This window comes from Chryseobacterium sp. BGARF1 (genome assembly GCF_001677955.1).
Taxonomy (GTDB): Bacteria; Bacteroidota; Bacteroidia; order Flavobacteriales; family Weeksellaceae; genus Chryseobacterium.
Genome location: NZ_LELA01000137.1, coordinates 1 through 24,062, shown reverse-complemented (window position 1 = coordinate 24,062; position 24,062 = coordinate 1). Strand labels below are relative to the sequence as shown.

At 33.8% G+C, this 24,062-nt stretch carries 28 protein-coding genes; 10 read left to right on the top strand and 18 right to left on the bottom strand.

Features of this window, described 5'->3' with window-relative positions:
• The first annotated feature begins 281 nt into the window (after window positions 1-281).
• Window positions 282-782 (top strand): peptidylprolyl isomerase, encoded by a 501-nt coding sequence (locus tag AB671_RS20495; protein ID WP_066677583.1) that lies wholly within the window; start codon window positions 282-284, stop codon window positions 780-782.
• Between the two features lie 250 nt (window positions 783-1,032).
• On the opposite strand, the gene AB671_RS20490 is transcribed toward AB671_RS20495, so the two are convergent.
• The gene (locus tag AB671_RS20490; protein WP_066677581.1) at window positions 1,033-1,410 is read right to left on the bottom strand and encodes a YchJ family protein; all 378 of its coding nucleotides are present in this window, start codon (window positions 1,408-1,410) and stop codon (window positions 1,033-1,035) included.
• Window positions 1,411-1,607: 197 nt separating this feature from the next.
• Here AB671_RS20490 and AB671_RS20485 point away from each other — a divergent pair, with 197 nt between their 5' ends.
• Window positions 1,608-2,894: a TlpA family protein disulfide reductase gene (locus AB671_RS20485; protein ID WP_066677578.1), complete on the top strand. Its 1,287-nt coding sequence runs from the start codon at window positions 1,608-1,610 to the stop codon at window positions 2,892-2,894.
• A 63-nt stretch (window positions 2,895-2,957) separates the two neighbouring features.
• Here the strand turns inward: AB671_RS20485 and AB671_RS20480 are convergent, their stop codons facing one another.
• Entirely contained in the window at window positions 2,958-5,099 is a 2,142-nt protein-coding gene (locus AB671_RS20480) for a M3 family metallopeptidase (RefSeq protein WP_066677575.1), read from the bottom strand.
• Window positions 5,100-5,331: 232 nt separating this feature from the next.
• On the opposite strand from AB671_RS20480, the gene AB671_RS20475 reads away from it, so the two are divergent.
• On the top strand, window positions 5,332-6,141 hold the full coding sequence (locus AB671_RS20475) for a head GIN domain-containing protein (RefSeq protein ID WP_066677573.1): 810 nt from the start codon (window positions 5,332-5,334) through the stop codon (window positions 6,139-6,141).
• 4 nt (window positions 6,142-6,145) lie between these two features.
• Here the strand turns inward: AB671_RS20475 and AB671_RS20470 are convergent, their stop codons facing one another.
• From AB671_RS20470 to AB671_RS20445, 6 genes are all read right to left on the bottom strand, one after another.
• Window positions 6,146-8,026: a monovalent cation:proton antiporter-2 (CPA2) family protein gene (locus AB671_RS20470; RefSeq protein ID WP_066677571.1), complete on the bottom strand. Its 1,881-nt coding sequence runs from the start codon at window positions 8,024-8,026 to the stop codon at window positions 6,146-6,148.
• 1 nt (window position 8,027) lies between these two features.
• The gene (locus AB671_RS20465) at window positions 8,028-8,549 is read right to left on the bottom strand and encodes an NAD(P)H-dependent oxidoreductase (RefSeq protein WP_066677569.1); all 522 of its coding nucleotides are present in this window, start codon (window positions 8,547-8,549) and stop codon (window positions 8,028-8,030) included.
• Window positions 8,550-8,662: 113 nt separating this feature from the next.
• Window positions 8,663-9,043 (bottom strand): YbbC/YhhH family protein, encoded by a 381-nt coding sequence (locus AB671_RS20460; RefSeq protein ID WP_066677568.1) that lies wholly within the window; start codon window positions 9,041-9,043, stop codon window positions 8,663-8,665.
• A gap of 189 nt (window positions 9,044-9,232) precedes the next feature.
• On the bottom strand, window positions 9,233-10,036 hold the full coding sequence (locus AB671_RS20455; protein ID WP_066677567.1) for a TPM domain-containing protein: 804 nt from the start codon (window positions 10,034-10,036) through the stop codon (window positions 9,233-9,235).
• Entirely contained in the window at window positions 10,017-10,448 is a 432-nt protein-coding gene (locus tag AB671_RS20450) for a TPM domain-containing protein (protein WP_066677565.1), read from the bottom strand. The genes AB671_RS20455 and AB671_RS20450 overlap by 20 nt, the downstream gene beginning before the upstream one ends.
• Window positions 10,445-11,053, bottom strand: a complete 609-nt coding sequence (locus AB671_RS20445) for a LemA family protein (protein WP_066677561.1) — start codon at window positions 11,051-11,053, stop codon at window positions 10,445-10,447. The genes AB671_RS20450 and AB671_RS20445 overlap by 4 nt, the downstream gene beginning before the upstream one ends.
• 161 nt (window positions 11,054-11,214) lie before the next feature.
• Between AB671_RS20445 and AB671_RS20440 the strand changes: the two genes are divergently transcribed.
• Both AB671_RS20440 and AB671_RS20435 read left to right on the top strand, forming a co-directional pair.
• The gene (locus AB671_RS20440; protein WP_066677558.1) at window positions 11,215-11,706 is read left to right on the top strand and encodes a dihydrofolate reductase; all 492 of its coding nucleotides are present in this window, start codon (window positions 11,215-11,217) and stop codon (window positions 11,704-11,706) included.
• A gap of 111 nt (window positions 11,707-11,817) precedes the next feature.
• Window positions 11,818-12,384 (top strand): hypothetical protein, encoded by a 567-nt coding sequence (locus AB671_RS20435; RefSeq protein WP_066677557.1) that lies wholly within the window; start codon window positions 11,818-11,820, stop codon window positions 12,382-12,384.
• Window positions 12,385-12,432: 48 nt separating this feature from the next.
• Here the strand turns inward: AB671_RS20435 and AB671_RS20430 are convergent, their stop codons facing one another.
• The 5 genes from AB671_RS20430 to AB671_RS20410 all read right to left on the bottom strand — a co-directional run bounded on the left by AB671_RS20430 (window position 12,433) and on the right by AB671_RS20410 (window position 15,580).
• Window positions 12,433-12,816, bottom strand: coding sequence for a hypothetical protein (locus AB671_RS20430; RefSeq protein ID WP_066677556.1), 384 nt, complete (start codon window positions 12,814-12,816; stop codon window positions 12,433-12,435).
• A gap of 156 nt (window positions 12,817-12,972) precedes the next feature.
• Window positions 12,973-13,605 carry a trimeric intracellular cation channel family protein gene (locus tag AB671_RS20425; RefSeq protein WP_066677555.1) on the bottom strand — a complete coding sequence of 211 codons (633 nt, stop codon included), beginning with the start codon at window positions 13,603-13,605 and terminating at the stop codon, window positions 12,973-12,975.
• A 45-nt stretch (window positions 13,606-13,650) separates the two neighbouring features.
• Window positions 13,651-14,007, bottom strand: a complete 357-nt coding sequence (locus AB671_RS20420) for a four helix bundle protein (protein WP_066677554.1) — start codon at window positions 14,005-14,007, stop codon at window positions 13,651-13,653.
• A gap of 46 nt (window positions 14,008-14,053) precedes the next feature.
• Complete coding sequence (gene coaD / locus AB671_RS20415; RefSeq protein ID WP_066677552.1) at window positions 14,054-14,518, bottom strand: pantetheine-phosphate adenylyltransferase; 465 nt, start codon at window positions 14,516-14,518, stop codon at window positions 14,054-14,056.
• Between the two features lie 72 nt (window positions 14,519-14,590).
• Complete coding sequence (locus tag AB671_RS20410) at window positions 14,591-15,580, bottom strand: D-alanine--D-alanine ligase (protein ID WP_066677585.1); 990 nt, start codon at window positions 15,578-15,580, stop codon at window positions 14,591-14,593.
• 154 nt (window positions 15,581-15,734) lie between these two features.
• Here AB671_RS20410 and AB671_RS20405 point away from each other — a divergent pair, with 154 nt between their 5' ends.
• The 5 genes from AB671_RS20405 (at window position 15,735) to murI (ending at window position 20,986) form a co-directional block, all read left to right on the top strand.
• Window positions 15,735-16,775 carry a PASTA domain-containing protein gene (locus AB671_RS20405; RefSeq protein WP_066677551.1) on the top strand — a complete coding sequence of 347 codons (1,041 nt, stop codon included), beginning with the start codon at window positions 15,735-15,737 and terminating at the stop codon, window positions 16,773-16,775.
• A gap of 69 nt (window positions 16,776-16,844) precedes the next feature.
• Window positions 16,845-17,912 (top strand): RluA family pseudouridine synthase, encoded by a 1,068-nt coding sequence (locus tag AB671_RS20400; RefSeq protein WP_066677549.1) that lies wholly within the window; start codon window positions 16,845-16,847, stop codon window positions 17,910-17,912.
• Between the two features lie 51 nt (window positions 17,913-17,963).
• Window positions 17,964-18,914: a PorP/SprF family type IX secretion system membrane protein gene (locus AB671_RS20395; RefSeq protein WP_066677548.1), complete on the top strand. Its 951-nt coding sequence runs from the start codon at window positions 17,964-17,966 to the stop codon at window positions 18,912-18,914.
• A 51-nt stretch (window positions 18,915-18,965) separates the two neighbouring features.
• The gene (gene hemW, locus AB671_RS20390; RefSeq protein ID WP_082987376.1) at window positions 18,966-20,090 is read left to right on the top strand and encodes a radical SAM family heme chaperone HemW; all 1,125 of its coding nucleotides are present in this window, start codon (window positions 18,966-18,968) and stop codon (window positions 20,088-20,090) included.
• 65 nt (window positions 20,091-20,155) lie between these two features.
• On the top strand, window positions 20,156-20,986 hold the full coding sequence (gene murI / locus AB671_RS20385; RefSeq protein ID WP_066677546.1) for a glutamate racemase: 831 nt from the start codon (window positions 20,156-20,158) through the stop codon (window positions 20,984-20,986).
• Between the two features lie 27 nt (window positions 20,987-21,013).
• On the opposite strand, the gene AB671_RS20380 is transcribed toward murI, so the two are convergent.
• From AB671_RS20380 to AB671_RS20360, 5 genes are all read right to left on the bottom strand, one after another.
• Complete coding sequence (locus tag AB671_RS20380) at window positions 21,014-21,610, bottom strand: RsmD family RNA methyltransferase (protein WP_066677544.1); 597 nt, start codon at window positions 21,608-21,610, stop codon at window positions 21,014-21,016.
• 71 nt (window positions 21,611-21,681) lie between these two features.
• A complete protein-coding gene (locus AB671_RS20375; protein ID WP_066677543.1) occupies window positions 21,682-22,398 on the bottom strand; it encodes a DUF3822 family protein in 717 nt (238 codons plus the stop codon).
• A gap of 18 nt (window positions 22,399-22,416) precedes the next feature.
• Window positions 22,417-22,911, bottom strand: a complete 495-nt coding sequence (locus AB671_RS20370; protein ID WP_066677542.1) for a Smr/MutS family protein — start codon at window positions 22,909-22,911, stop codon at window positions 22,417-22,419.
• Between the two features lie 35 nt (window positions 22,912-22,946).
• Window positions 22,947-23,444, bottom strand: a complete 498-nt coding sequence (locus tag AB671_RS20365) for a metallophosphoesterase family protein (RefSeq protein ID WP_066677541.1) — start codon at window positions 23,442-23,444, stop codon at window positions 22,947-22,949.
• Window positions 23,445-23,894, bottom strand: coding sequence for a hypothetical protein (locus AB671_RS20360; RefSeq protein WP_066677540.1), 450 nt, complete (start codon window positions 23,892-23,894; stop codon window positions 23,445-23,447).
• Between the last annotated feature and the right edge of the window lie 168 nt (window positions 23,895-24,062).

The following is a 24,062-nucleotide window of genomic DNA, read 5'->3' as shown; positions in this document are numbered from 1 at the left end:
TTGTTTTGCAACTCTAAAATGACAATTTTTAGCCAGTTTTTAGCCCATACTCTTTTTTATTATTCATTTTTTAAACAGGCTCTTAATGTTAAAACAAGAATAAACAAAGTTTATTTTAATTTAGAAAATTTAGAAAAAGGTTATAATAAAAATATTGAATAAGTTTTAAACACGCTCTAATTTGTAGATTAATTTAAATTATTACATTTCGGACTATTATCTCAAAAATAGTATATTTGTGCCGGTAATCGTGAGGCAAAATTCACGGAAAAAGAAAAAATATGACAATCGAAAACAATCACGTTGTAGCTGTAAAGTATATTCTTCACACAATCGAAGAAGATGGAACTAAAACTCTTGTAGAAGAAACTACATCAGAAAATCCGCTTACATTTTTATATGGTTTGGGAATGATGATCCCTAAATTTGAGCAAAATATTCTTGGTTTGAAAGCGGGTGATACTGCTGCTTTTGTAATTCAGCCAGAAGAAGCATATGGTGAAAAACAAGAAGACGCAATTGCACAATTGCCGATCGATATGTTCGCAGAAGCAGGAATTCCTCCTGTAGGAGCTATTTTACCTCTTTCTGATAATAATGGGAATAACTTCCAGGCTTTTGTAGTTGAAGTAACACCAGAAGTTGTTATCGCAGACCTTAACCACCCAATGGCTGGAAAAGTTTTAGATTTCCAAGTTGAGATCGTAAATACACGTCCTGCAACGGAAGAGGAGTTGTCTCACGGTCACGCTCATGGGATCGACGGAAATGAAGCTCACTAAAAAATATTTTATTTAAATATGAATGTCCGGTTTTTTAATCGGACATTTTTTTGATTAAAAGTTGAGCTTTTTTAACACATTAGTCACATAAGTCTTTAGTTTTAATGCTTTGAAAATATTTTAGAGCATATAAGCTGAAAATCAAAGATTTTCAAAATTTAGCGTTTTCAATTTTATTTTTGATAAGATCTTTGCGCCTTAAAACATAATTAAAGTAAATTCTTTTGCGTCTTTGCGATTGACCAACAAATTAGTCTAGAAATTCTCCAGTCACATAATACCAGCGGTTTTGTATCATTTTAAATGTTGATAACTCGTGGTGAACTTGTTTTTCTCCTTCTTCATCGGTGTAATATGCCTTGAATTCTACTTTATTCATCGAAGGCTTATCTACAATCTCAAGTTTTGTCCATTCATTGATCTCTCCCCATTCCTGTAGGTCTTTTTTGTTGTGGAACTGTCTTTTCACCGGAGACGTTGTTTCCATCAAATATTCTCCATTCGGAATGGCAAATGCTGAAAAACGTGAACGCATCAAAGCTTCAGCAGTTGGAGCGTTTTTTTCTCCCGTGTGATAAGGTTTGCAACATTCTTCGTATAGTTTTTCTGAGCAGCAAGGACAGTTCATTCTTTTATTTTTTTGATGTACAAAAGTCGCAAAAGTTTTTGAATGAAGATTTAAAATTAAATCTTCATTTAATTCATCAAAAAGTAAGAAGATTATTAAATTATAATTAAAATAAGATGAAATTTTATAAAACTTATTTTGTTCTTACTGAGATATTGATATTTTTGTGATACTTTACAAGTGTAAATACTTTATCGATGAAAAAAAATATCTTCTTTTTACTTTTTGGATTTTTCAATTTATTTTCCGCACAAAATGGTTATGAAATCAGTATCAAAACCAAAGGAATTGCGAAAGATGTAATGTATCTTAAAATATTTAACGGAACGGTTTCAGACTCGTATGCAGTAGATTCTGCAAAAATCAGTGACAAAACGTCGGTTGTGAAATTTGTTCAGAAACAGAAAATTTTAGGAGGGATCTATAAACTTGAATTAAAATCTAATAAATCTGCCTTAAATATCCTGGTCAACAATGGTGAGAAAATATCTTTTACTCTGGAAGGGAGCAACCTTTTAGGACTTAATGCTGAGCAAGAACCTAATATTGGTTTTCTCACTTACGAAAGACAATCGGGGAATAATGAGAAAAAATTAGAACTTTTAAAAGCTGTTCAAAAAAAATATCCGAGTCCTACGCTTAATCTTTATACAAAACTAGAAGAAAAAAAGAATGTGAAAATTCCTGAAAATTTAGACGAAAGGAAAAAACTACAGGCAAGCTTTCTCGGGGATATTGATGTTAATGAAAGACGAATTCAGATACTTCCGAACTCGTATCAGTTTTTGAACAAGTATTTTACTATTCTGCCAATTGATAATGAGAACTACAAAATAGGAGTAGACAAACTTCTAAAGGGGCAAAACTGTGATTCTAAAAATTATCTTTTTTATCTGAAATGGATCTTTAAAAATCTTGAATATTACAGTCAAAAAGGGATGAATGATGCTTATAAATATACATTCAATACTTATCTGAATGATATGAAATGCGTCAATAAAAATGAAACGTTTTACAAAAGTATCGCCGCAAAACTTTCTGCTTTGGAAGCGGTGCCAATAGGAAGTACTATTACCAATACCGAGATGCAAAAATTAGATAAAACAATGGTGGGTCTTTCTGATATCTATGCGAAATCGAAATATACTTTTGTAATGTTTTATGATCCGGATTGTGTGCATTGTCAGGAAGAAACACCAGGAATTGTAACTTATATAGCAAGTCTTCGCAATTCTGGTGCAGATATTCAATCGGTTGCTTATCTCAATACGCCGGATGACCAAAAATGGCAGAGCTTTGTACAGGAAAAAGGTTTACAAAACTGGATCAACGTGAAGAGTAAAAATAACGACCGCTCTTATGTAGAAAAGCTCGAAATTTCTTCTAACCCTAATTTCTTATTGCTAGACTCTCAGGGTAAAGTTCTTTTGAAAAAATATAACCAACAGGAAATTGCAAAGATTTTAATGTCATTAAAAAATTAAATGAATTTCTTTAATAGGAATTATTTCCACAAAAAAAGCATCCAACATGGATGCTTTTTAAGTTTATTTAATAAAACCTCTGCTTCTTAATAAAGGTTTAATATCCGGATCGTGTCCTGTGAAATCTCTGAATGCTTGATTCAGATCTACAGAATTTCCTACAGAAAGAATGTATTTTCTGAAACGGTCACCGTTTTCTCTTGTAAGACCACCGTTATTCTTAATCCATTCCCAAGCATCATTATCTAAAGTTTCAGACCATAAATAAGCGTAATATCCTGCAGAATAACCACCACCCCAAATGTGTGCGAAATAAGGCGTGTGATATCTCGGAGGAACAGTAGCTAAAGTAAATCCGTGATTATTTAATGATTGTTTTTCAAAATCTAAAACAGGAAGCAATTGACTTTCATTAGTCACAGAATGCCAATCCATATCCAAAGCCGCTGCAGAAACCAATTCGGTCGTCATATAACCTTGGTTGAATGTTGCTGCTTTTTTAATCTTATCAACTAAAGCTTGTGGAATAGGTTGCTTTGTTTCGTAGTGAATAGCATAGTTTTTCAAAACGACAGGATCTAAAGCCCAATGTTCGTTGATTTGAGAAGGGAATTCTACGAAATCTCTCGGTACATTGGTTCCTGAAAGTGAAGGGTATTTCTGGCTTGCAAACATTCCGTGGATAGAGTGACCAAATTCATGGAAAATTGTGGAAACATCATCATAACTAATCAAAGAAGGTTTTCCGGGAGCTGGTTTTTGATAATTATAACAGTTTACAATCACCGGTTTTGTTCCCAAAAGATACGATTGCTCAACGTAGTTGCTCATCCAGGCTCCACCGCTTTTAGAATCTCTTGTATAAAAGTCTAAGTAATAAATGGCGATAGATTTTCCGTCATGATCAAAAACTTCATAAGTTACCACATCAGGATGATAAACCGGAAGATCTGTTCTTTTTTTGAACGTTAATCCATAGAATTTTTCTGCAGCGAAGAAAACCCCTTTTTCTAAAACAGTTGTGATTTCAAAATAAGGCTTGATTTGGTTTTCATCTAAATCAAATTTCGCTTTTCTTACTTGTTCAGCATAAAAATTCCAGTCCCAAGGTTCTACTTTGAAACCTCCTTTTTGCTGATCGATTAAGTCCTGAATATCTTTTGCTTCACGTTTTGCTGTTTCTACTGCCGGATTTGCAACCTGATTCATCAGCTTTACCGCAGCTTCAGGATTTTTTGCCATCTGATCCTGCAGTTTCCATTCTGCGAAACTTTTTTTGCCTAAGATTTGAGCTTTTTTAAGTCTTAATTTAGCTAATTTTTCAATCGTTTCTCTCGTATCGTTGGCATCACCTTTTTCAGCTCTTTGCCAAGATGCTTTGAACAATTTTTCTCTTGTTGCTCTATTGGTAAGGTTTTGTAAAAGAGGTTGCTGGGTTGTGTTTTGTAAAGCGATAAGGTATTTTCCTGGCTGTCCTGCAGTTTTTGCATCGCTTGCAGCTGCAGAAATTTCGTCAGCGGAAAGTCCATCTAATTCTTTAGCATCAGAAAAGAAAACGCCACCTTGCTTTCTCGCTTCCAATAATTTGTTGGAATATTGAGTGGAAAGGGATGCCAATTCCTGATTTACCTGCTTTAATTTTTCTTTGTCAGCAGAAGAAAGATTAGCTCCTGCGATTTCAAAATTTTGCTTGTAAAACTGTACTAATCTTTTGCTTTCAGAATCTAAACCGTTTTCTGTAATCGATTTTATTCTTTTATACAGGTTTTCATTCAAATACATTTTATCAGAATGAGCTGCAAATATTGGAGCATATTCTTCATCTAAAGCTTGTAAAGTAGGATTTGTATTTGCACTTGTAAGATTTGAAAATGTAATTAAAGTTCTTTTCAAAACTTCGCCACTTTTTTCTAATGCGACAATGGTATTTTCAAAAGTTGCCGCTGCGCTATTGTTGGCGATTTTAAGAATTTCAGCATCGTGTTGTTTTAATCCAAATTCGAATGCTGGTTTGAAATGTTCGTTTTTAATTTTATCAAACTCGGGAGCTTCATACTGAAGTTTGCTTTTCTTCATGAAAGGATTTGAAGAAAGTGAAGCGTCTGGTACTGGGATTTCCTGTTTTACGTCGTTTGTTTTCATTGTGGTACAAGAGTAATTGAATGCCAAAGCAGAAATTAACAATGCTGATGAAATGTGTTTCATGGGCAGATATTTATTATTTTAAAAGTCATATAGCATCTCTTTTGATTTTAAAAATTGTTTTTATTGTCAATTGTAAGAGATTTTATAATTTAGTTGTTATTAAAGTATAAAGATATTAAAAACTAATCTTCTAAACATTAAAACATCAAATCGCCACGATCTTTCATACTCAAACACTGGTGAAAATGACGCGATTGCAGATGTTCTTTAAAAAAAAATAAAATATTTAACTATGAAATATACAGCAATTTTACTTCTTTCAGGATTAGTGATTTTCACTTCTTGCAAAAAAAATGAAAACAAAGAAGGTAAATCAACTTGGTTACCCGACGTTACCAATAAAGATCACGGTTCTTTAAAACAAAAAGAATTTAAAGGAGATTTTGACGAAATCGAAGTTTCTCAAGCTATTGAAGCCGAGATCATTAAATCTGATGTTGAAAAAGTAGTAATTTCTGCCCCTGCAAATATTATTGATGAAGTTTTGGTTGATAATAAGGGTGGTGAGCTTCATATTCATTATAAAACCGGAGTGCGTGTGATGAATACTAATAATGTGAAAGCTAAAATTTACGCTAAAGATTTTAAAAAACTTGAAGCAAACTCTGCTGCTATCATTATTGTAAGAGATCAGTTCACTCAGGAGAAAACAGATGTCGAGATTTCAAGTGCAGCTCATATTTCAGGGAAACTTGAAGCCAACGATTTAGATATTGATGCTGGTAGCAGTGCCACTTTCAAAGGACAAATCTGGGCGGTAAATCTTACTGTTGAAGCTTCCTCAGCAGCTGACGTTACAATTTCCGGAAAAACTAAAAATGCTAATCTTACTTCATCTTCAGGAAGCGGTATTTCTGCAAAAGAAGTGGTTGCCGAAAATGTAAAAGCCGAAGCTTCAAGCGGAGCAAGTGTAGAGATCGGTGTTTCTTCAAAATTTGAAGGTCATGCATCTTCAGGCGGTAGTGTAAAAGGAATCAAAAAAGGAAATGTAACGATTGTAATCAAAGAAGAAAGCAGCGGTGGAAGCGTAGATGTACAATAATTTATTACGGGGTTTCTTCATCATCGTCTTCATCTGTTGATGAGGTTTCCCAATCTCTATTTTCAAAATTTAAATTATCATAAGCCAACAACTCCTCCTCTCGCTGGAGGAGTTCTTTTGTAGTAAAAAGACGTATATCTTCATCATCTTTTGACTTTGCCAGTTTTCGGATTGAGGCTTTGTCGATTGCCATAAATCTTTGCCCAAGACGACGTGCTGCATACTTTCGCATTCCGGTTTCCTGCAAAACATCTACTGCCATTTCTACTGCGGTTCCTAAAGTTTCACGATAAATATTATCAATTCCTTTGTCTAAATACTCGTATGCATCAATTCTGTTTTTAGCACGAACAAATATTTTTACATTAGGATATTGCTCACGAACCAGTTCTGCAACAAATCTATTATCATCAGGATCATCAAGACATAAAACTAAAATTTCTGCTTCTTCAATTCCTGCGGCTCTCAAAACGGGAATTCTTGTAGCGTCTCCGTAATAGACTTTAAAACCATAGCTTCTTAGTAATTTTACTCTATCAGAATCTCTGTCGAGAACAGTTGCCGATATTTTATTGGCTTTGAGAAGTCTTCCGACTGTGCTTCCAAAATGACCAAAACCTACAATGATAATTTTTTTCTGAGAAATATTGCCGTCAAGAATATCAAAATCTGATTTTACTTCAGGGATTTCTTTAATGAATTTAGGAGTGATCAGTCTGTCGTTAATGATTAAAAGAATTGGTGTAATACACATTGTAATGGCGGTTATTGCCATCATTTGAGCATTCATTTCTGCACTGAAAAGATAAAGATCAGAAGCATAATTGATCAATACAAAAGCAAATTCTCCAACCTGAGAAAGGGCAAAAGCATAAAATAAACTTTGCGGAGTGTCAATTTTGAAGAATTTTCCGATTGCAAAAAGTACAAAAAACTTCACGGCTAAAACAACAAAAACAGTACTGAAAATGAAAACAGGGTCCTGAGCAATGATGTTAAAATTCATCGTGGAACCTACACTTACAAAAAATACAGCGAGAAGAAGTCCTTTAAACGGATCAATGTGTGCCTCCAATTCATGGCGGAATTCGCTGTTTGCCAACATGACACCTGCTAAAAAGGCTCCTAAAGCGGGAGATAATCCGATGGCAACCATTAATTCTGAAACTCCTATCACCAAAAATAGGGAAGAGGCTGTTAAGAGTTCCGTCATTCCTGCTTTTGAAACGTATCTCAAAAAGGGTACAAAAACATATCTCCCCAATAGAATTAAAATAACAACCCCAAAAATTACGGTTCCTGCCTGAAGCCATTCCGGAAGTTTCTGAATTAAGATCTGAACCTCATTATCATGATGTCTCGCTTTGTAATTGGCAATGATTGGCAAGATCGCCAAAATAGGGATGACAGCAATATCCTGAAATAAAAGCGTGGAAAATGATGCTTCTCCAGCTGAGGTTTTCAGATTATTTTTTTCCTGTAAGGTCTGAAGTACAATCGCGGTTGACGATAATGCAAAACACATTGCAATGGCAATGGCTTTGTCTACTTTCCAACCAGCCCAAAAGAAAATAATGAAAAGGATAGAAATAGTAAGAACCATCTGTGTGAGACCGAGCCCAACAATTTTCTTTCGCATTTCCCAGAATTTCCGGGGTTCCAATTCTAGTCCCACCAAAAATAGAAGCATGATAACTCCGAATTCACTCGCATGCATAATTCCGTCAACATCATTTCCGGTTAGTTTTAAAACATAAGGTCCGATGATGATTCCACCTAAAATGTAACCAATCACTGAGCTTAGACCGAATTTTCTTGCGAGCGGAACCATAATAATGGCAACGCCCAAAAAGAGTAAGGTGTTCATTGCTAAGCTAGATTCCATATTATTGATTTAGGGTTTCTACAAATTTCTTTTTCTGTAGGATAATTTCTTTTTTTGACAGTTTATTGGCTTCGTAAACGATGGTAATGTCTTTGATATTGGCATTAAAAACGCTTAAAGAAACAATCAGTCCGCTGATCAATTCATCGATGGTATATTTATAAGTTCCTTCTTTCGAAAAAGATCTTTCTTTTCCGCCGGTCGTTACAACGATATACACTTCTTTGTTTTCAAGTGGATTATTTTCGCCTTCTTTGATCCAGTTCCTGTCAAACACTTCATCGATCCACAATTTTAACAAAGGTGGAATTCCGAACCAAATAATAGGGAACTGAAAAATAAAACGATCATAATTCTGAAGCCTTTTCCGTTCTCTGAAAGCCGCAATATGAAAGTCGGGATATTCTTCGTACAGATCACGAAGGGTAAAATGCTGATGACGAACATAGAAATTAATCAACTCTACATTAGAGTTTGAATGTTCCAGATAAGGATGGGCAAAAACCACCAGCGTTTTTTTCATAGACCCCGTTTTCAGTAAATATAATGAAAATTGAGTAAAATATGAATGGTTTTGGTAGGTTTAATAAAATTTTAATCGAGAAAAAATGAAATTAATGATTTTTAAATTAAAATTTATTTTCCGTGAGTAAGCTTAATTATTTTTCCGTCTTTGGAATTGATAATAATTAGAAATGTTCCGCCTAAAGTGTTTTTTGGAAGCGTTCCTTCAATTATGTAATAATCATCAATGAAATTGAGGTTATAAGGTCTTTGTTGAATAATATTTTCCTTTCCGTAAATATTAAAAAGAAAATTTTCGGCAACATCAACTGCAGTTTGTGAATCTGGAATTACTTTGTCAGGTAAAATTTCATTGTTAATAAGTGCATTTTTTAATTCTGATTCAGCATGTTTGAGATCATTATTTTCTTTAAATATTTCAGGATTTTTTGTGCAAGAAAAGATGAAGAGAACAAAGAGTAGGTTAAATATTATTTTTAAAAAGGGTTTCATACTATATCAGCTTTTTTTAATCAAACAAACCATTTCCAAAATTCTATAAATACAGGACTTATTCAAAGGATTAAAATAAATACAGCTAGAAAGATTAAATGATTTTAATTATTTGATTTTGAAAGCAAATACTATAAATAAAAGTGAAAGTCATGAAATGATCAACAATGAATATTTGTATAAATATTTTTACCATCCACCCGAAGCTCCGCCTCCGCCAAAACTTCCGCCTCCGCCAAATCCTCCAAAACCACCGCCACCACGGGAACTTCCGCCACCGAATCCGCCGCCAAAACTTCCTGGAAAAGGGAATGGAAAAAATCCTCCGGGATAATTTCTTCGGCCTCTACGACTTATCGTAATGTCATCGTCATCATCGTTTCCACCGCCTCGATTTCCGAAAAAGATAGCGAGGATGATAAAAATAACGAAAGCAATAATGAGTAGTTTGGTAACACTTATATCTCCAGATTTATTCTTGGTGGCAATCGGTTTAAATTTTCCCTGAACCGCTTCCATGATGGCATTGGTTCCGCCATTAATGCCTTCGTACCATTTTCCCTGTCTGAAATTGGGAGTAACGATATAATCTAAAATTTGTCCGGCAACTGAGGCTGTTAAATACTGCTCAACTGCTCTTCCTTGCTGAATCGACATCGTTCTGTCATCTTTAGCAATCAGAAAAACAACTCCGTTGTCTACATCTTTTTGGCCGATTCCCCATTTTTCCCCAAACATCGTTGCCAAATAATTAACATCTTCACCTTTTGTGGATGGAATGATAATAATTTCAATCTGCGTTGAGGTAGAATCTGCGAATTTGATGAGTTTATTATTCAGTTCATTTTTTTCCTGCGCTGTAAGTAAATTTGCCTCGTCATAAACAGGATATAAAACTGCAGGTTTTTCGGGAATAGTGTATTGTGCCGATAAAAAACCATAACAGCAAATGAAAATGAATGTGAAAAATATTTTAAGAGAATGTAATCTCATTGGGTAATTCGTTGTGATTTTCTCCTTTTATTGGAAAATGTTTTTTTAATTCTAAACCGGTTTCCAGAATTCCACTTTTTAAAGCCTGATAAAAATGACCTTTTGAAAATTCTGACGTAATATAATCATGCAGATAATCCCAATAAGACTGATGTACTTTTTCGTGGATTCCTGTATCACCGATAATCGTTAAGTATTTTTTCTCAAAATTGACATGAAAAAGCACCGCATTTTTTTCTGCAGTTTTATCTTTACAAAGTTCTTTAAAAACCTCGAAAGCAGTTGCCGCAATCTGATTATTTGACGTAGAATCAATGTGTACACGAATTTCTCCGGTAGAATGCTGCTCTGCCGATTGGATGGCTTCTACAAGAGAAGTAATCTGCTTATCTGTTAAAAAACGATTCATTATTCTGTAAATACGCTTGGTGCATTTTCAGCCCCGGTTTGTGCTTTAAATAAAGGTTTTTCTTTGAAATTGGTAAAGTTTGCCAAGATATTATTAGGAAACTGTTTGATCGAAATATTATAATCTCTTGCAGCATCGTTGTAATATACTGTTTCTGTTCTGATGCTGTTTTCTATTGCAATATATTCTCTTTGGAAATTGATGTATTGCTGATCTGCTTTCAGATTCGGGTAAGATTCTACCACGGCCATTAATCGGCTCAATGCTCCGGAAAGTTCACCTTGTGCAGCCTGGAATTTCGCCATATCTTCTTCCGTTAAATTAGTAGGATTGATATTAATAGAAGTTGCTTTTGAACGGGCTTCGACAACTTTCGTTAATGTTTCCTGCTCAAATTTTGAATATGATTTTACCGTTCTTTCCAAATTAGGAATTAAGTTGGCTCTTTTCTGATATACCGTTTGTACGTTAGACCATTTTGCATCAACTTTTTGTTCCTGTGCTACAAAGTTGTTGTAACCGTTTTTTCCCCAGAAAAAAAGTACTCCAACGATAATAAGAAGAGCAATGCCGATGGTTCCGGCGCTCAGACAGCCTTTATTTTTCATATGTGAATTTTTAATGTTTTAAATAGTCATATGCAATCGCCCATCTTTATGAATGCATTTTTGAAAATTTTGAAATGGCGATTTCATAGTTTTAATTTTTATTATTTTTTGTGCTAACCAAATATACAAATTAAGTGCTAATTTTGCAGAAAATTTATTGAATGACAACAATTGTGGTGGCAATGGGAGAGAAAAACGAGATTGGTTCTGGTAATCAGTTATTGTGGCATCTTCCGAAAGATTTAAAACATTTCAAAGACTTAACTTCGGGACACCCGATTATTATGGGAAGAAAAACTTATGAAAGCATCGGAAAAGCACTTCCCAACCGTACTAATATTGTTGTTTCAAGAAAGAAAAACTGGTTTCAGGAAGGGGTTTTAATTGTTGGAAGTCTTAAAGAAGCGGTGAAGTTTGCAAAAAAGATTGATGAAAATATTTTCATCATTGGAGGAGGAAATGTCTACGAACAAACCATGGAAATTGCAGACCGCCTTGAAGTAACTTTGGTAAAAGCAACTTTGGAAGCAGATACCCATTTCCCAAAAATCAACGAAAAGATTTGGAAAAAAACTGGAGAAATCTGTCATGAAAAAGACGAGAAAAATCAATACGATTTCTGCTTTCAGACGTATGAAAAGGTTAATGGTTAATAGTTGTTGGCTGATCGTTTTTTAATGTGTGGAAATTTAATTAGAAACCGTCCTCTATCATCTAAAAACTAACAATCAAATTTCCTATCTTTGCACTTCTAAAATTTAATAATGAATAAGTACATAAAAGTCATAGTTGCAGCACTTCTGATTATCGGAGGTCTTTATATGATGTTTTTCACAAGGAATTTAGGCTGGGGAATTGTGATTTTCCTTTTGGCTGCATTGCCAATTTTCTTATTTTTTAAGAATGAAAATATTCTTTTAGCTTTTTGGCAATTGAGAAAACAAGACATGATCAAAGCTTCAAAGTTTTTAAATAATATTAAAGATTATAAAACTGAACTTCATAAAAACCAATACGGATATTACCATTATTTACAAGGTTTGGTTTTAGCTCAGGAACATCCTACACAAGTGGAACCTTTGATGAAAAAAGCTTTGGATTATGGTTTGAATATGAAACATGACCGTGCCATGGCGACGCTTAATTTGGCAGCCGGAGCAATTTCTAAAGGAAGAAGACAGGAAGGGCAAAAACTTTTGGAGGAAGCAAAAAAATTAGACTCTGCAGGGATGATGGCCGATCAGATCAAAATGCTGAAAGACCAGTTGAAAATGCCAACCATGCAAAAGCATATGCACAATCCTAATATGAGGAATAGAGGGAAGTTTTAATAACATATAAAATAATAAAAAATGCACTAATTGATTTTAGTGCATTTTTTATTTTTTGGACGGAGGTGGAGGAGGAGGTTCTGGCGTTTCAAAGAATTTGTCATTGGGATAAAGTCTTTTTCTAATTAAAGAGAGTTTATCCAATTTCGTGAACTTATCACCTAAACCGTCATCATTGAAATATTGTGTCTGATCTTTATTAGGATAATAAACTGTTACCAAGGATGAACCATATTTGCGTTTAGCTTTATTTTCGTTTTTTAAATATTTAAAATAATTTTCAAAAGAAAAAGAATTGTTGGGTTTAAAAGGATAAATGATTTTGGGCAAAGTTTGTTGCTTCTTTTCAAATGAGCTTATTTCTGAATGGGTTTCTAAATATAAGGTGTCATTTTCTTTTACAAAATTATACCTCTCATATCCAGCAAACATGCAGGCTCAATAGTCAACATTAACCTCCAAAGTGTCTCCATTTTCCATTTTTTCAGAAAATTGATAGAGGTCTTTTTCTAAATCGAACTTGCTTTCACGGTTGCAAGAAAATAAGATGGATAAAGCGAATAGAAGGATTATTTTTTTTCACAAAGTTTACATTTCAGCATCATTATTGTAACCGTAAAATTTAGGCATTTGCCAATGGTATTTTACAGCTAATGTTCTAATGGCAACAATCAATAGAATAGTGAAAATCTGAATAATTGTATAAGAAAGATTGGTAAATGTGGTCAGTAATAGAAATGTTGCCCCGCCAATAATACAGGCGCTTGCGTAAATTTCTTTTCGAAAAATTAAAGGAATTCTGTTGAGTAAAATATCCCGGATAATCCCACCGAAACAGCCGGTAATGGTTCCAAGTCCGATACAAATTAAAGGATGGATATCTGCATTTAACCCCTTCTGAACACCAATGAGAGTAAATAATCCCAATCCGAAGCTATCAAAAATAAATAAAGTCACTTTAAAGTTTTTCTCGATTGATTTAAAGACCATCGAAAAAATCGAAGTTATCAAAATCACACCACACATCAGGAGATCGTGCATCCAAAATACGGGAACATCGAGCAGTAAATCTCTTACCGTTCCGCCACCAACAGATGTTACGAAAGCAATGATCAGAACTCCGAACGGATCCAGTCTTTTCTGCATTGCTGCAAAACTTCCCGACATCGAAAATGATATCGTACCGAGGATCTCTATTGCAAAATTGATCTGTTCGTGCATGGATTATGGGTGATGAGTAATTGTTAATGAGTAATTTGATTCAGGCTAAATATTTTGAGATAATTTAAATTTATAAGTTGTCATTACCTTGACTAATTCTTCACATTCTGATTTTATAGCTAATAATTTTTCTGAATCTACATATCCAAGCTCTTCAATAATCTCCAGCCACAGTTGAGTTTCGTCTATTTCTTCAACCACAATACAGATCTTTGCAAATCGTTCTTTATCAGACCTTGCTCGTGAAACTGCTCTGTAATTTGCGGCAACAGAAGTTGCAGATCTTATGATCTGTTTTCTAATGATTGAAACAGCATCTGAATATGGTAATGGTGAAAGTGATTTTATTATTGATATTGAGAAATTTTTCGTTCTATCTCTAAAGATTTGATTAAAATCCATAAATTATGACTGTATTTAAAATTACTCATTGCCAATTAACTATTACTTATCTTTCAACTCTTACCGCTTCCGGAACCAAAAGTTCATATTCGCCACCGTGATTGATGATCTCTCTTACGATGCTGCTGCTGATAAATGATTTTCCTGATGAAGTCAATAGGAAAACTGTTTCGAGCTTTTTATGAGCTAACGTACGATTGGTATGAGCAATTGCTTTTTCAAACTCGAAATCGGCAGGATTTCTTAAACCTCTTAAAATAAACTGAGCGTTTTTTTCAAAACAGTAATCAACAGTTAAGCCTTCAAAATAATCAACTTCCACATTGGGAAATTCAGCTACCGAATTTTGGATGAATTCCATTCTTTTCTCAATGGGAAACATATATTTTTTCTGAGAATTTTGACCAATGGCAATAATTACTTTATCGAAAAGTGCTGCCGCTCTTTCAATAATGTCGTAATGTCCTAAAGTAATCGGGTCAAAAGAACCCGGAAAAACAGCAATTTTCATGCGCAAATAAAGTTATAAGTTATGGGTCATCAATTATGAGTTATTTTAACTCTAATCTCTAACTTCTAATATTTAGTTTCTCTTTTGTAAAGCTTTTTCAACTTCGTTTCCACAAAGGTCTTTGATGGAAATTCCGTAAATTTTTGCCTGTTGCGGAAGAATACTTGCCGGAGAAAATCCTGGGTTGGTATTCATTTCAAGCATATAAGGAATTCCGTCCATCAAAATAAATTCACTTCTTGAAAAGCCGCTCATTCCAAGAGAATTGTAAGCTCTTTTTGCAATTTCTTCCACTCTTTTTGTGGTCTCTGCATCAATTCTTGCAGGAGTAATTTCTTCTGAAGCACCTTCGTATTTGGCTTCGTAATCGAAAAATTCGTTTGTAGGAACAATTTCTGTAATCCCCAAAACAATTGTTTCACCTTTAAAATCGATAACTCCAACAGAAACTTCCATTCCGTCTAAGAAACTTTCAATTAAAATTTCATCATCTTCTTTAAAAGCGATTTCGGTTGCAGCAATCAGTTCAGATTTGTCTTTTACTTTAGAAATTCCCAGTGAAGAACCCGACTGATTGGGTTTTACAAATACAGGAAGTCCTAATTCATTAATAATTTCTTCAACATTAATATCTTCTCCTTTTCTTAAATAAACACTTTTTGCAGAAGGAATTCCATATTTTGAAAGCACTGCTAAAGTATCTTTTTTATTGAAGGTTAATGCGCTTTGATAGAAATCGCAACCGGTATATTTCTGTCCGATAGCGTCCCAATACGCCTGAAGAATTCCGTTTTCACCCGGAGTTCCGTGAATAATATTGAAGCATGCATCAAATTTCAATGCTTCATTATTATCTAAAGTAACTGAAAAATCACCTTTGTTGATAGACCTTTTATTTTCATTTTCATCCAAAAAATACCATTCTTCTTTCAGAATAACCACTTTATACACATGATAAAGGTCTCTGTCTAAAGAATCATATATTAACTGGCCACTTTTCAGAGAAACTTTATATTCATCAGAATAGCCTCCCATAACTACGGCAACGTGTTTTTTGCTCATATCCATATTATCAATAAAGGCAAATTTAAACATTTTATATATTGAAATAAATGAATTTTGAATTTTTTGAAAGCAAAAATGAATTCTGTTAAATAAAAACATCAATATAAAATTATTAATTATCTTTGTCGTTATTATTAAAGTATTTTTAAGTATGCTTAAATCACTTTTCAACTGGAAAGTTTTACTCAATTTATTAGTAGCCATCGGTATTTTCGTAGGATTGGTATGGCTTACTTTCCGTTGGTTGGAGTACCACACCAATCATGGACAGGAAATTCCTGTTCCTAATGTCATTAATAAATCTGTTCATGACGCAGTAAAAATATTAGAAGATGCAGGCCTCGACTATGAAGTTGACAGTGCAGCTTATAACCCTAAATACAGGCCTCTTCAGGTTTTGAAGGTGTATCCTTCTCCTGGATCACGTGTAAAAGACGGAAGAGCTATTCAGTTGATGGTAAATCCTAAAAGCTGGGCTCCGGTTGCTGTTCCTGATGTTATCAACAAATATTCGGGATTGGCTTTCCAGAGATTAGAGCAGGTAGGTCTTAAGGTTGCAGATACTATTTATGAACCAAGTATTCAGAAAGATGCGGTTTTAAGGATTTTATTTAAAGGAAACTCTATTAAACCGGGAACTAAGATCCCAAGATTCTCAGTAATTGATGTTGTAGTAGGATCTGGTCCTATGCGAAATATTGCTATTCCTAATGTTGTAGGATTAACGGTAAAAGATGCAAAAGCGTTGATCGCAAGAAATCTTTTTGAAGTAGGCCTTGTAGATCATGAAGATGGTGGAAATGATGATTCAGATATTGTGTATTATCAGGATCCGGCATCAGGTGATGCGCGAGATCAGGGAATGCAGATCGATCTTTGGGCAAGTAAAAAAACACCTGCCGAACTTCGTGGGAAAATAGAAATACTTAATTCTACTTACCGTATGAAAGTAGATACTACTTTGCCTCCGGTAAGATATGATGAAGTGCCAAATTTTCAGGACCCACCACCAATGAATGATCCTGTTCCGGCTCCTGCACCTCAGAAAAAGGAAGCTCCTAAAACTGAGACGGCAAAACCAAGTGGAACTTCTACAAAACCTGCAACTACAGGAGATAAACCAAAATCTGCTGCACCAGCGACAACTCCTGCAACAGAAAAGCCTAAAGCTAAAAAGGTAATTATAAATTAATTTTTAATTTAATATAAAAAATAAGGCTTCAACTTTAATTATGTTGAAGCCTTTTATATAGATAAAGCAATGACAGAAGATAACGAGGATTTTTTAGACGAAGAATTTTTAGATGCCAATAACAGCATTGATATTGATGATGAAAATAAGGGTCTTTATGAGCATCTCAATATTACGGTTGATGGTAATCAGGAGCCTTTAAGAATAGATAAATTTTTATTTAATTTCAGACAAAATTCTTCGAGAAACAAGATCTCGCAGACTTGCCGTGCCGGAAATGTAGTAGTCAACGGAAATCCTGTAAAACAAAATTATAGAGTAAAACCGGGAGATCAGATCTCTGTTTTGCTAACCCATCCACCTCGTGAAAATACGATCATTCCTCAAGATATTCCTATTAACATAGTATATGAAGATGATGATTTGGTGGTGGTAGATAAAGAGCCGGGAATGGTTGTGCATCCGGGATTTGGAAACTGGGATAAAACTTTGGTGAATGCTTTAGCTTTTCATTTTCAGAAAAATGGGGAGAAATCAGATCTAGACAGGGTAGGGTTGGTTCACAGAATTGATAAAGATACATCCGGGCTTTTGGTGATCGCCAAAAATGAATATGCCTTAAGTTTTTTAGCTAAACAATTTTTCGAAAGAAAAACCAAACGTTTGTATTGGGCTTTTGTCTGGGGGAATGTGAAGGACGATGAAGGTACCATTACGGGGCACATCGGTAGGCATCCTAAAAACAGGATGCAGATGTACACTTATGTTGACGGAAGCCAAGGAAAGCATGCCGTGACACATTATAAAGTTTTAGAGCGATTCAAATATATGACTTGGGTAGAATGTAAGCTTGAGACCGGAAGGACCCATCAAATTAGAGCGCATTTTAAACATATTGGTCATACATTGTTCAATGACGAAAGATATGAAGGAAATATCGCCTTGAGAGGAGTTAATCTTCCTAAGTATAAGCAGTTTATAAAAAATGTATTTGATGTTTTACCTAGACATGCACTTCATGCACACACTTTAGGGTTTATACATCCAACCACGAAAAAGGAATTGTATTTTGAGAGCCCAATGCCTCAAGATATGACGGATGCTGTAAAAAAATGGAGAAATTATTTAGAAAACTAAAAATATATTGAGATTTTTTTTATATTTGTTGAATTGAAATCAAGATTTGTTATGAGAAAACTATATGCTATCGTATGTTTAGCTCTTTTGTCGAATGCATACAAAGCACAAGAATCACTACCATACTATCAACAATATCTTTTGGATGGTGAGTTCCTGTTCAACCCTGCACAATACGGTAAAACAGACTACGTACAACTTAACCTAAACTATCAACAACAATTTTCAAAATTCAGCGAGTCTCCAAACGTGCAGTCTGTGGGGATCAACGCTAATATTTTTGACAGAGTAGGAGCGGGTCTTTCCGTTTTCAGAGATAGCAACGGTCCTATTTCAGCTGGAGGTATTACAGCTGGTGCATCTTATTTCATCCCACTAAGTAGTGAAGGGGAGAGAAAAGATCAGTTTTCTTTTGGTACAAGTGTTAACTTCTACAATATGAATTTTGATTACTCAAAAATCAATACTGAAGATGGTTACGACCCATTATTGCAAGGTAACGAGAGCAATATCTTTATGGCATATGCAAACTTTGGTTTAGCAGCTACTTATAGAGGTATTTTCGGGGGTGTTTCTGTGAACGATATCGCATTAAGCAATGACGAATCTATCGTAAACAATTACGAACCTTCTCCGATCAAATTTTTCTTAAACTTAGGATACGACTGGAAACTTGCAGATAACATTGCATTAACACCTTCAGTTTTGGTAAACTTAAATACGAACTCTACAAGAATGACAGACTTCAACTTGATGGCTACATTCTCTAACGATATCAATGCATTCTCTTTTGGGGTAAGCTACAGAGCGGTTCAAAATAGATTTGATAATCAGGAATTAAGTGTTTCTCCAATTGTAAAAGTAAGATTCAACAAATTTATGATTGGTGCCACTTACAATCTTGGAATGTCTGATATTCAGACATATGGAGGAAATAGCTTCATGCTAGGTCTTGGTTATAACTTCGATAACTTTATTAATCATAGAGGATTTAGATATTAATCAATTTAATTTAAATAAATTTGAGCTCTGAAATTTTTCAGGGCTTTTTTTATGATTTACATTCACATCCCTTTCTGCAAACAAAAATGCAGCTATTGTAATTTCCATTTTTCCACTTCTTTGAATTTTAAAGATGAGATGCTGGATGCGATGAAAAAAGAAATTTTCCTTAGAAAAGAGGAACTTCAGAACAAGAATTTACACTCATTATACTTTGGCGGTGGAACTCCTTCTGTACTTTCTGCAGATGAAATAAAATCTTTAATTGATGAAGTTTTAAAACATTTTAATTTTAATAGCGATATCGAAATTACTTTAGAAGCTAATCCTGATGATTTAAATTCTCAATTTTTAAAAGGTTTGTCAAATTCTCCGGTTAACCGTTTATCTATAGGAACCCAAAGTTTCTTTGATGAAGACCTGAAATTGATGAACCGAGCACACAATGCATCCGAAGCGGAAGGTTCAATTAAAAGAGCGCAGGATTTCGGATTTGAAAATTTGAGTATCGATTTAATTTACGGTTCGCCAACTTCCAATTTGGAAATCTGGAAACAAAATTTAAACAAAACCATTGCGCTTGAAATTCCACATATTTCGTCTTATGCTTTAACGGTTGAGCCGAAAACTGCTTTAGAAAACTGGGTTTCAAAAGGAAAGGTTGCAAACCCCAAAGAAGAAGAGCAGAACCGTGAGTTTTATTACATGATTGATTTTCTGAAAGACCATGGTTTTGATCATTATGAAGTTTCTAATTTTGCCAAAGAGGGATTTTATTCAAGACACAATTCTGCCTATTGGAAATACCAGGAATATCTAGGCATTGGCCCTTCTGCACATTCTTACAACGGAACAGATGTACGAAGCTGGAATGTAGCTAATAACCAACAATACATCAAGAAATTAAATTCAAATATTTTAGCTAAAGAAACCGAAATTCTTTCTCAACAAGACCAGTTCAACGAAATGATTATGATCGGTTTAAGAACGATTTGGGGAGTAGACTTAAACAGTTTAAACGAAAAATTTTCTGAAAATATTTTGAATCACTTTAATAAGGAAATTCAACATAAAATAGAAGAAGGTATTTTAAATATTGAAAATAATCACCTTAAAATTCCTGAAAAACATTGGTTTATGGCAGATGGAATTGCTTCGGATCTTTTTCTGGTTTAAAAATCTCGAATCTCGAATCTCAAATCTAAAATCTTTAAGTATTTTTGTATTAAATTTCACATCGTTTGAAAACTAAAAAACAAAACTATTCGCATCTTTCTCCAAAGCAACCTATCGGGATTTTTGATAGTGGAGTGGGGGGGCTTACGGTTGCCAAAGAAATAAAAAGACTTCTTCCTAATGAAGACCTTATTTATTTTGGAGACACCAAACATCTTCCGTATGGTGAAAAATCGAAAGAAGCGATTATAGAATATTCTACGAAAATTTCTAACTTCCTGTTAGAACAAAATTGTAAAGCGATTGTAATTGCCTGTAATACGGCTACAGCAAATGCTTTGAAGGAAGTAATGCTGTCGGTTGCCGGGAAAGTTCCGGTTATTGATGTAATTAATCCTGTTGCTGAAAAAGTGGCGTACGAACTTCATAATAATGTAGGGGTGATTGCAACGAAAGCAACAGTAAATTCTGGTTTGTACAAGAAAAGTATACGGAAACACAACAAGTTTATTAAAGTTGATGAGTTGGCGACTCCGCTTTTGGTTCCTGCCATTGAAGAAGGTTTTAAAAACCATCCGATTACGCATTCTATTATTTACAATTATTTGAGTAATACCAAATTGAAAAATATTGAAACGTTGATCTTGGGTTGTACTCATTATCCGCTTTTGATTGACGAGATTAAACAATATTACGGAAACCGTGTTCGTGTGATTGATTCACCGAATATTGTAGCCAATCATTTAACGATTATTTTAGATAAATATCATCTATTGAATGATAATAATCCCAAACCGAATTATAAATTTTATCTTTCGGATATTACCAAGAATTTCGAGAAGATATCAAAGAAATTCTTTGGTAAAACAATAGACTTAGAACTTAAAGTATTATAACAAAAAAGACTCGATTTGAGTCTTTTTTTATTCTGTTGTATCGTCGTTGATTTCGGTTTCAATTTCAGATTCTTCATTAGGACCGTAAAAACTGAAACTTACATTTCCGTATTTTCTAGTGTATTTATAATTCGGATGGTCTAGTGTTAGCTTACTTTGGTGCTCTACAATAAGAATTCCGTTAGGCTTTAGGTATTTATTGTTTAAAACTAAAGAAAGCAAGTCATGGTATTTTTTTTCTTCAGTTTCAAAAGGAGCGTCCGCAAAAACGATCTCGTAAGATTTGTTATTTCTGAATTTTTTTAGCCAGTCAAAAACATCGCCACGTTGAGTACTCACTTGCAAGCTCATATCTAATTCTGATGCTACAGAATTAATAAATGAAGTATGTTTAGGATTTAGTTCTACCGAAGTTATATCTTGGCAACCTCTTGATCCAAATTCAAAAGTAATAGAGCCAATTCCTGCGAAAAGATCAAGAACTGAGATTGACTGCATATCGTACGTATTTTCCAAAATGCTGAAAAGTGCTTCTTTAGCAAAATCAGTTGTCGGTCTTACGTCGAAATTTTTGGGAGCGGCTATTTTTTTGGCTTTCCATTTACCGGAAATTATTCTGTACATGTTTGTTAGGTTTTAGAGGGTAGGTGAAAGGGAGCAGTAGAAACTAAATCCTAAAATCTGCTTCCTGCAACCTAATTAAGGATGAAATTTTTATTCGGAATATTATCAAAAACCACTTTCAGGTTTTTTACAAACTTCTGAAGTTCTGAAATAAATGTTTCGTTTTCTGTAGTTTCGCCATACACGTAAAAATGAGTGTCGTTAATCCCAAAGCCGATTTTGCTTAAGGTAAACATCACGAAATAAAGAAAATCTACTTCCGAATTTACATCTAGATTATTATATAAGATGATTTTTTTATTTGAAATAGCAAAAAATTCACATTGATGATGGTAAAGATTGATGTGAATTTCTTTATTGTTTTTGTTATTGATTGAGTTTAAAAATTTCTCTCCAGAAAAATTAAATTTCATCGGGATTGAAAGATCTTGTATTTTTTGATAAAATTCTCTCGGAAAGGTATAATAAAACTGAAGTTTAAACTTTTTGTTTACAGAAAGCATCAGCTCTTCATTTTCTTTATCTACAGGCGCATTAAAGGCAATCAGGTCGTATCCCGAATCGTGATCTTCAAAACCTTCTGGCATCAATGTAAAATGATTCAGCGCAGAGACCACAGAAACTTGGTCGTATCTTTTCTTGATTAAAATATCTTCCAGTTTTCCTGCGATAAAATTCTTTGGTGATTCTTCGTCTACGAAATAAGACTTTTCCTCCAAAACACTTTTGTTCTTGGTGATTTGGTAAATCAGTCCGTCTTTGGTAAAAAGTAAATTTAGTATGTTCATATTACAATTGTTGCAAATTTAGTGAAATTCTACCATTACCGCACCCGATTGATGATGAAGTATTTCCTTATTGTAAAAATCAAACCCTGTCTGGCTTTCAAGAACGTCAAAAACCATGCGCTGCAATGTTCCGTCGCCAATTCCGTGTACGATTTCAAGTCTTTTTAAATGATTTTTTCTACAAAAATTTAAGGTTTGAATTAATTTTTCTTTCTGAAGAAATAATCTTTCGAAACTATCGTAATCATGAGGGTTTTTAACTAGATTTTCAAAATGAAGATCTAAAATTAAAGGAGTTTTATCATGCTTTTTAGAAGTTATTTTTTTTGGTTCTGCTTTTTTTATGATTTTAATATTTTCATAAATTTCAGCATTTTTCGGAACCAATTTTTCTTTCGGGTATTGATAGGTGAAACCGTATTCGTCTTTAAAAACTACGATATTTCCATTCACAGAAGTAATTACTCCGCTTAAATCTTCATCTACCACCGAAACTTTATCACCAATTTTCATCTAATAATTTTAAATTTTAAACTCAGAACCTTAAATTAAATTTTTGGACCCAATTCAATGACTGCCAAATCCTTTATTTCTTCTCCATCAATCACAAATTGCATCATGGTTCTCATTTTATGCCATCCTTGTTTTCCACAAGCTCCGGGATTTAGATGCAGCAACTTATTTTTATCATCATACATCGCCTTCAGAATATGAGAATGCCCTGAAATAAATAATTTCGGAGCTTTTTCTGAAATCTCTTTCTTTGCTAAAGGCGTATATTTTCCGGGATATCCACCGATGTGAATCATTAAAACTTCCACATTCTCACAAAAAAAACGATTTACTTCAGGGAATTCAGTTCGTATTTTCGCATTGTCAATATTTCCCCAAACACCTTTTAAAGGTTTTATTTTTTCAAGTTGCTCAATAATCTCAAAACTTCCAAAATCTCCGCAATGCCAAATTTCATCAGCCTGTTTTGCGTAATCTAAAATTCGGTCATCAATATAAGAGTGAGAATCGGAGAGGAGAAGGATTTTGGTCATTTATCTTATTGTTCTTTCAGTAATGTTTTGGTCATATTTCTCTTTGAAAATAGCAAGACGATCAGGATTTAATTCTCCATCATTTGTAAGTACTTTTTCTTTCAAAAGCCATTTTATCAATTTTTCCATAGACTTTTTAGAATTCATAAAGCTTGCAATTTTATAAAAATCATTAGACTCTACTTTTACTTTTTCGGTCAGAAAATTCAGTACATAATAATCATCGTCCTGATATCTTGATGTTTCATTATCCATTTGTCTGTAAAGTAATATTTCATCGTCACTTTTCAAATTATAAAATGAATATTCAACCATATTGATTTTTTCTGCTTTCAAAATTTGTTTTCCATCAAGCAAAACTTTATCATCTTTAATCTCTACTTCCTGAGTAAAGTGAAAATTAAAGCTCAATATTAATAATGAGAATGTTAATATTTTTTTTGTAATCATGTGAATGTTTTTTTTGCAAATATAAAAATGCTAATTGTTATAATCAGATTTTTTATAGTAGCAATTTATTTTTATTAAATTTTAAGAGGCTGTTTAAATTTTATTGAGTAATAATTTTATGGCAGATAATTTGACCATGTTTTCAGAACTTTCCATTAGAAGTTCATA

Excerpts from the sequence above, each read along its gene's own strand:
- AB671_RS20400 (WP_066677549.1), top strand. The coding sequence starts at position 16,845 with ATGACAGAAGATAACGAGGATTTTTTAGACGAAGAATTTTTAGATGCC.
- AB671_RS20425 (WP_066677555.1), bottom strand. The coding sequence starts at position 13,605 with ATGCACGAACAGATCAATTTTGCAATAGAGATCCTCGGTACGATATCA.
- AB671_RS20365 (WP_066677541.1), bottom strand. The coding sequence starts at position 23,444 with ATGACCAAAATCCTTCTCCTCTCCGATTCTCACTCTTATATTGATGAC.
- AB671_RS20405 (WP_066677551.1), top strand. The coding sequence starts at position 15,735 with ATGCTTAAATCACTTTTCAACTGGAAAGTTTTACTCAATTTATTAGTA.
- AB671_RS20460 (WP_066677568.1), bottom strand. The coding sequence starts at position 9,043 with ATGAAACCCTTTTTAAAAATAATATTTAACCTACTCTTTGTTCTCTTC.
- coaD (WP_066677552.1), bottom strand. The coding sequence starts at position 14,518 with ATGAAAATTGCTGTTTTTCCGGGTTCTTTTGACCCGATTACTTTAGGA.
- AB671_RS20470 (WP_066677571.1), bottom strand. The coding sequence starts at position 8,026 with ATGGAATCTAGCTTAGCAATGAACACCTTACTCTTTTTGGGCGTTGCC.
- AB671_RS20440 (WP_066677558.1), top strand. The coding sequence starts at position 11,215 with ATGACAACAATTGTGGTGGCAATGGGAGAGAAAAACGAGATTGGTTCT.
- AB671_RS20465 (WP_066677569.1), bottom strand. The coding sequence starts at position 8,549 with ATGAAAAAAACGCTGGTGGTTTTTGCCCATCCTTATCTGGAACATTCA.
- AB671_RS20495 (WP_066677583.1), top strand. The coding sequence starts at position 282 with ATGACAATCGAAAACAATCACGTTGTAGCTGTAAAGTATATTCTTCAC.
- AB671_RS20370 (WP_066677542.1), bottom strand. The coding sequence starts at position 22,911 with ATGAAAATTGGTGATAAAGTTTCGGTGGTAGATGAAGATTTAAGCGGA.
- AB671_RS20360 (WP_066677540.1), bottom strand. The coding sequence starts at position 23,894 with ATGATTACAAAAAAAATATTAACATTCTCATTATTAATATTGAGCTTT.
- AB671_RS20455 (WP_066677567.1), bottom strand. The coding sequence starts at position 10,036 with ATGAGATTACATTCTCTTAAAATATTTTTCACATTCATTTTCATTTGC.
- AB671_RS20490 (WP_066677581.1), bottom strand. The coding sequence starts at position 1,410 with ATGAACTGTCCTTGCTGCTCAGAAAAACTATACGAAGAATGTTGCAAA.
- AB671_RS20395 (WP_066677548.1), top strand. The coding sequence starts at position 17,964 with ATGAGAAAACTATATGCTATCGTATGTTTAGCTCTTTTGTCGAATGCA.
- AB671_RS20380 (WP_066677544.1), bottom strand. The coding sequence starts at position 21,610 with ATGTACAGAATAATTTCCGGTAAATGGAAAGCCAAAAAAATAGCCGCT.
- AB671_RS20485 (WP_066677578.1), top strand. The coding sequence starts at position 1,608 with ATGAAAAAAAATATCTTCTTTTTACTTTTTGGATTTTTCAATTTATTT.
- AB671_RS20430 (WP_066677556.1), bottom strand. The coding sequence starts at position 12,816 with ATGTTTGCTGGATATGAGAGGTATAATTTTGTAAAAGAAAATGACACC.
- hemW (WP_082987376.1), top strand. The coding sequence starts at position 18,966 with ATGATTTACATTCACATCCCTTTCTGCAAACAAAAATGCAGCTATTGT.
- AB671_RS20480 (WP_066677575.1), bottom strand. The coding sequence starts at position 5,099 with ATGAAACACATTTCATCAGCATTGTTAATTTCTGCTTTGGCATTCAAT.
- AB671_RS20445 (WP_066677561.1), bottom strand. The coding sequence starts at position 11,053 with ATGAAAAATAAAGGCTGTCTGAGCGCCGGAACCATCGGCATTGCTCTT.
- AB671_RS20475 (WP_066677573.1), top strand. The coding sequence starts at position 5,332 with ATGAAATATACAGCAATTTTACTTCTTTCAGGATTAGTGATTTTCACT.
- AB671_RS20435 (WP_066677557.1), top strand. The coding sequence starts at position 11,818 with ATGAATAAGTACATAAAAGTCATAGTTGCAGCACTTCTGATTATCGGA.
- AB671_RS20375 (WP_066677543.1), bottom strand. The coding sequence starts at position 22,398 with ATGAACATACTAAATTTACTTTTTACCAAAGACGGACTGATTTACCAA.
- AB671_RS20420 (WP_066677554.1), bottom strand. The coding sequence starts at position 14,007 with ATGGATTTTAATCAAATCTTTAGAGATAGAACGAAAAATTTCTCAATA.
- AB671_RS20410 (WP_066677585.1), bottom strand. The coding sequence starts at position 15,580 with ATGAGCAAAAAACACGTTGCCGTAGTTATGGGAGGCTATTCTGATGAA.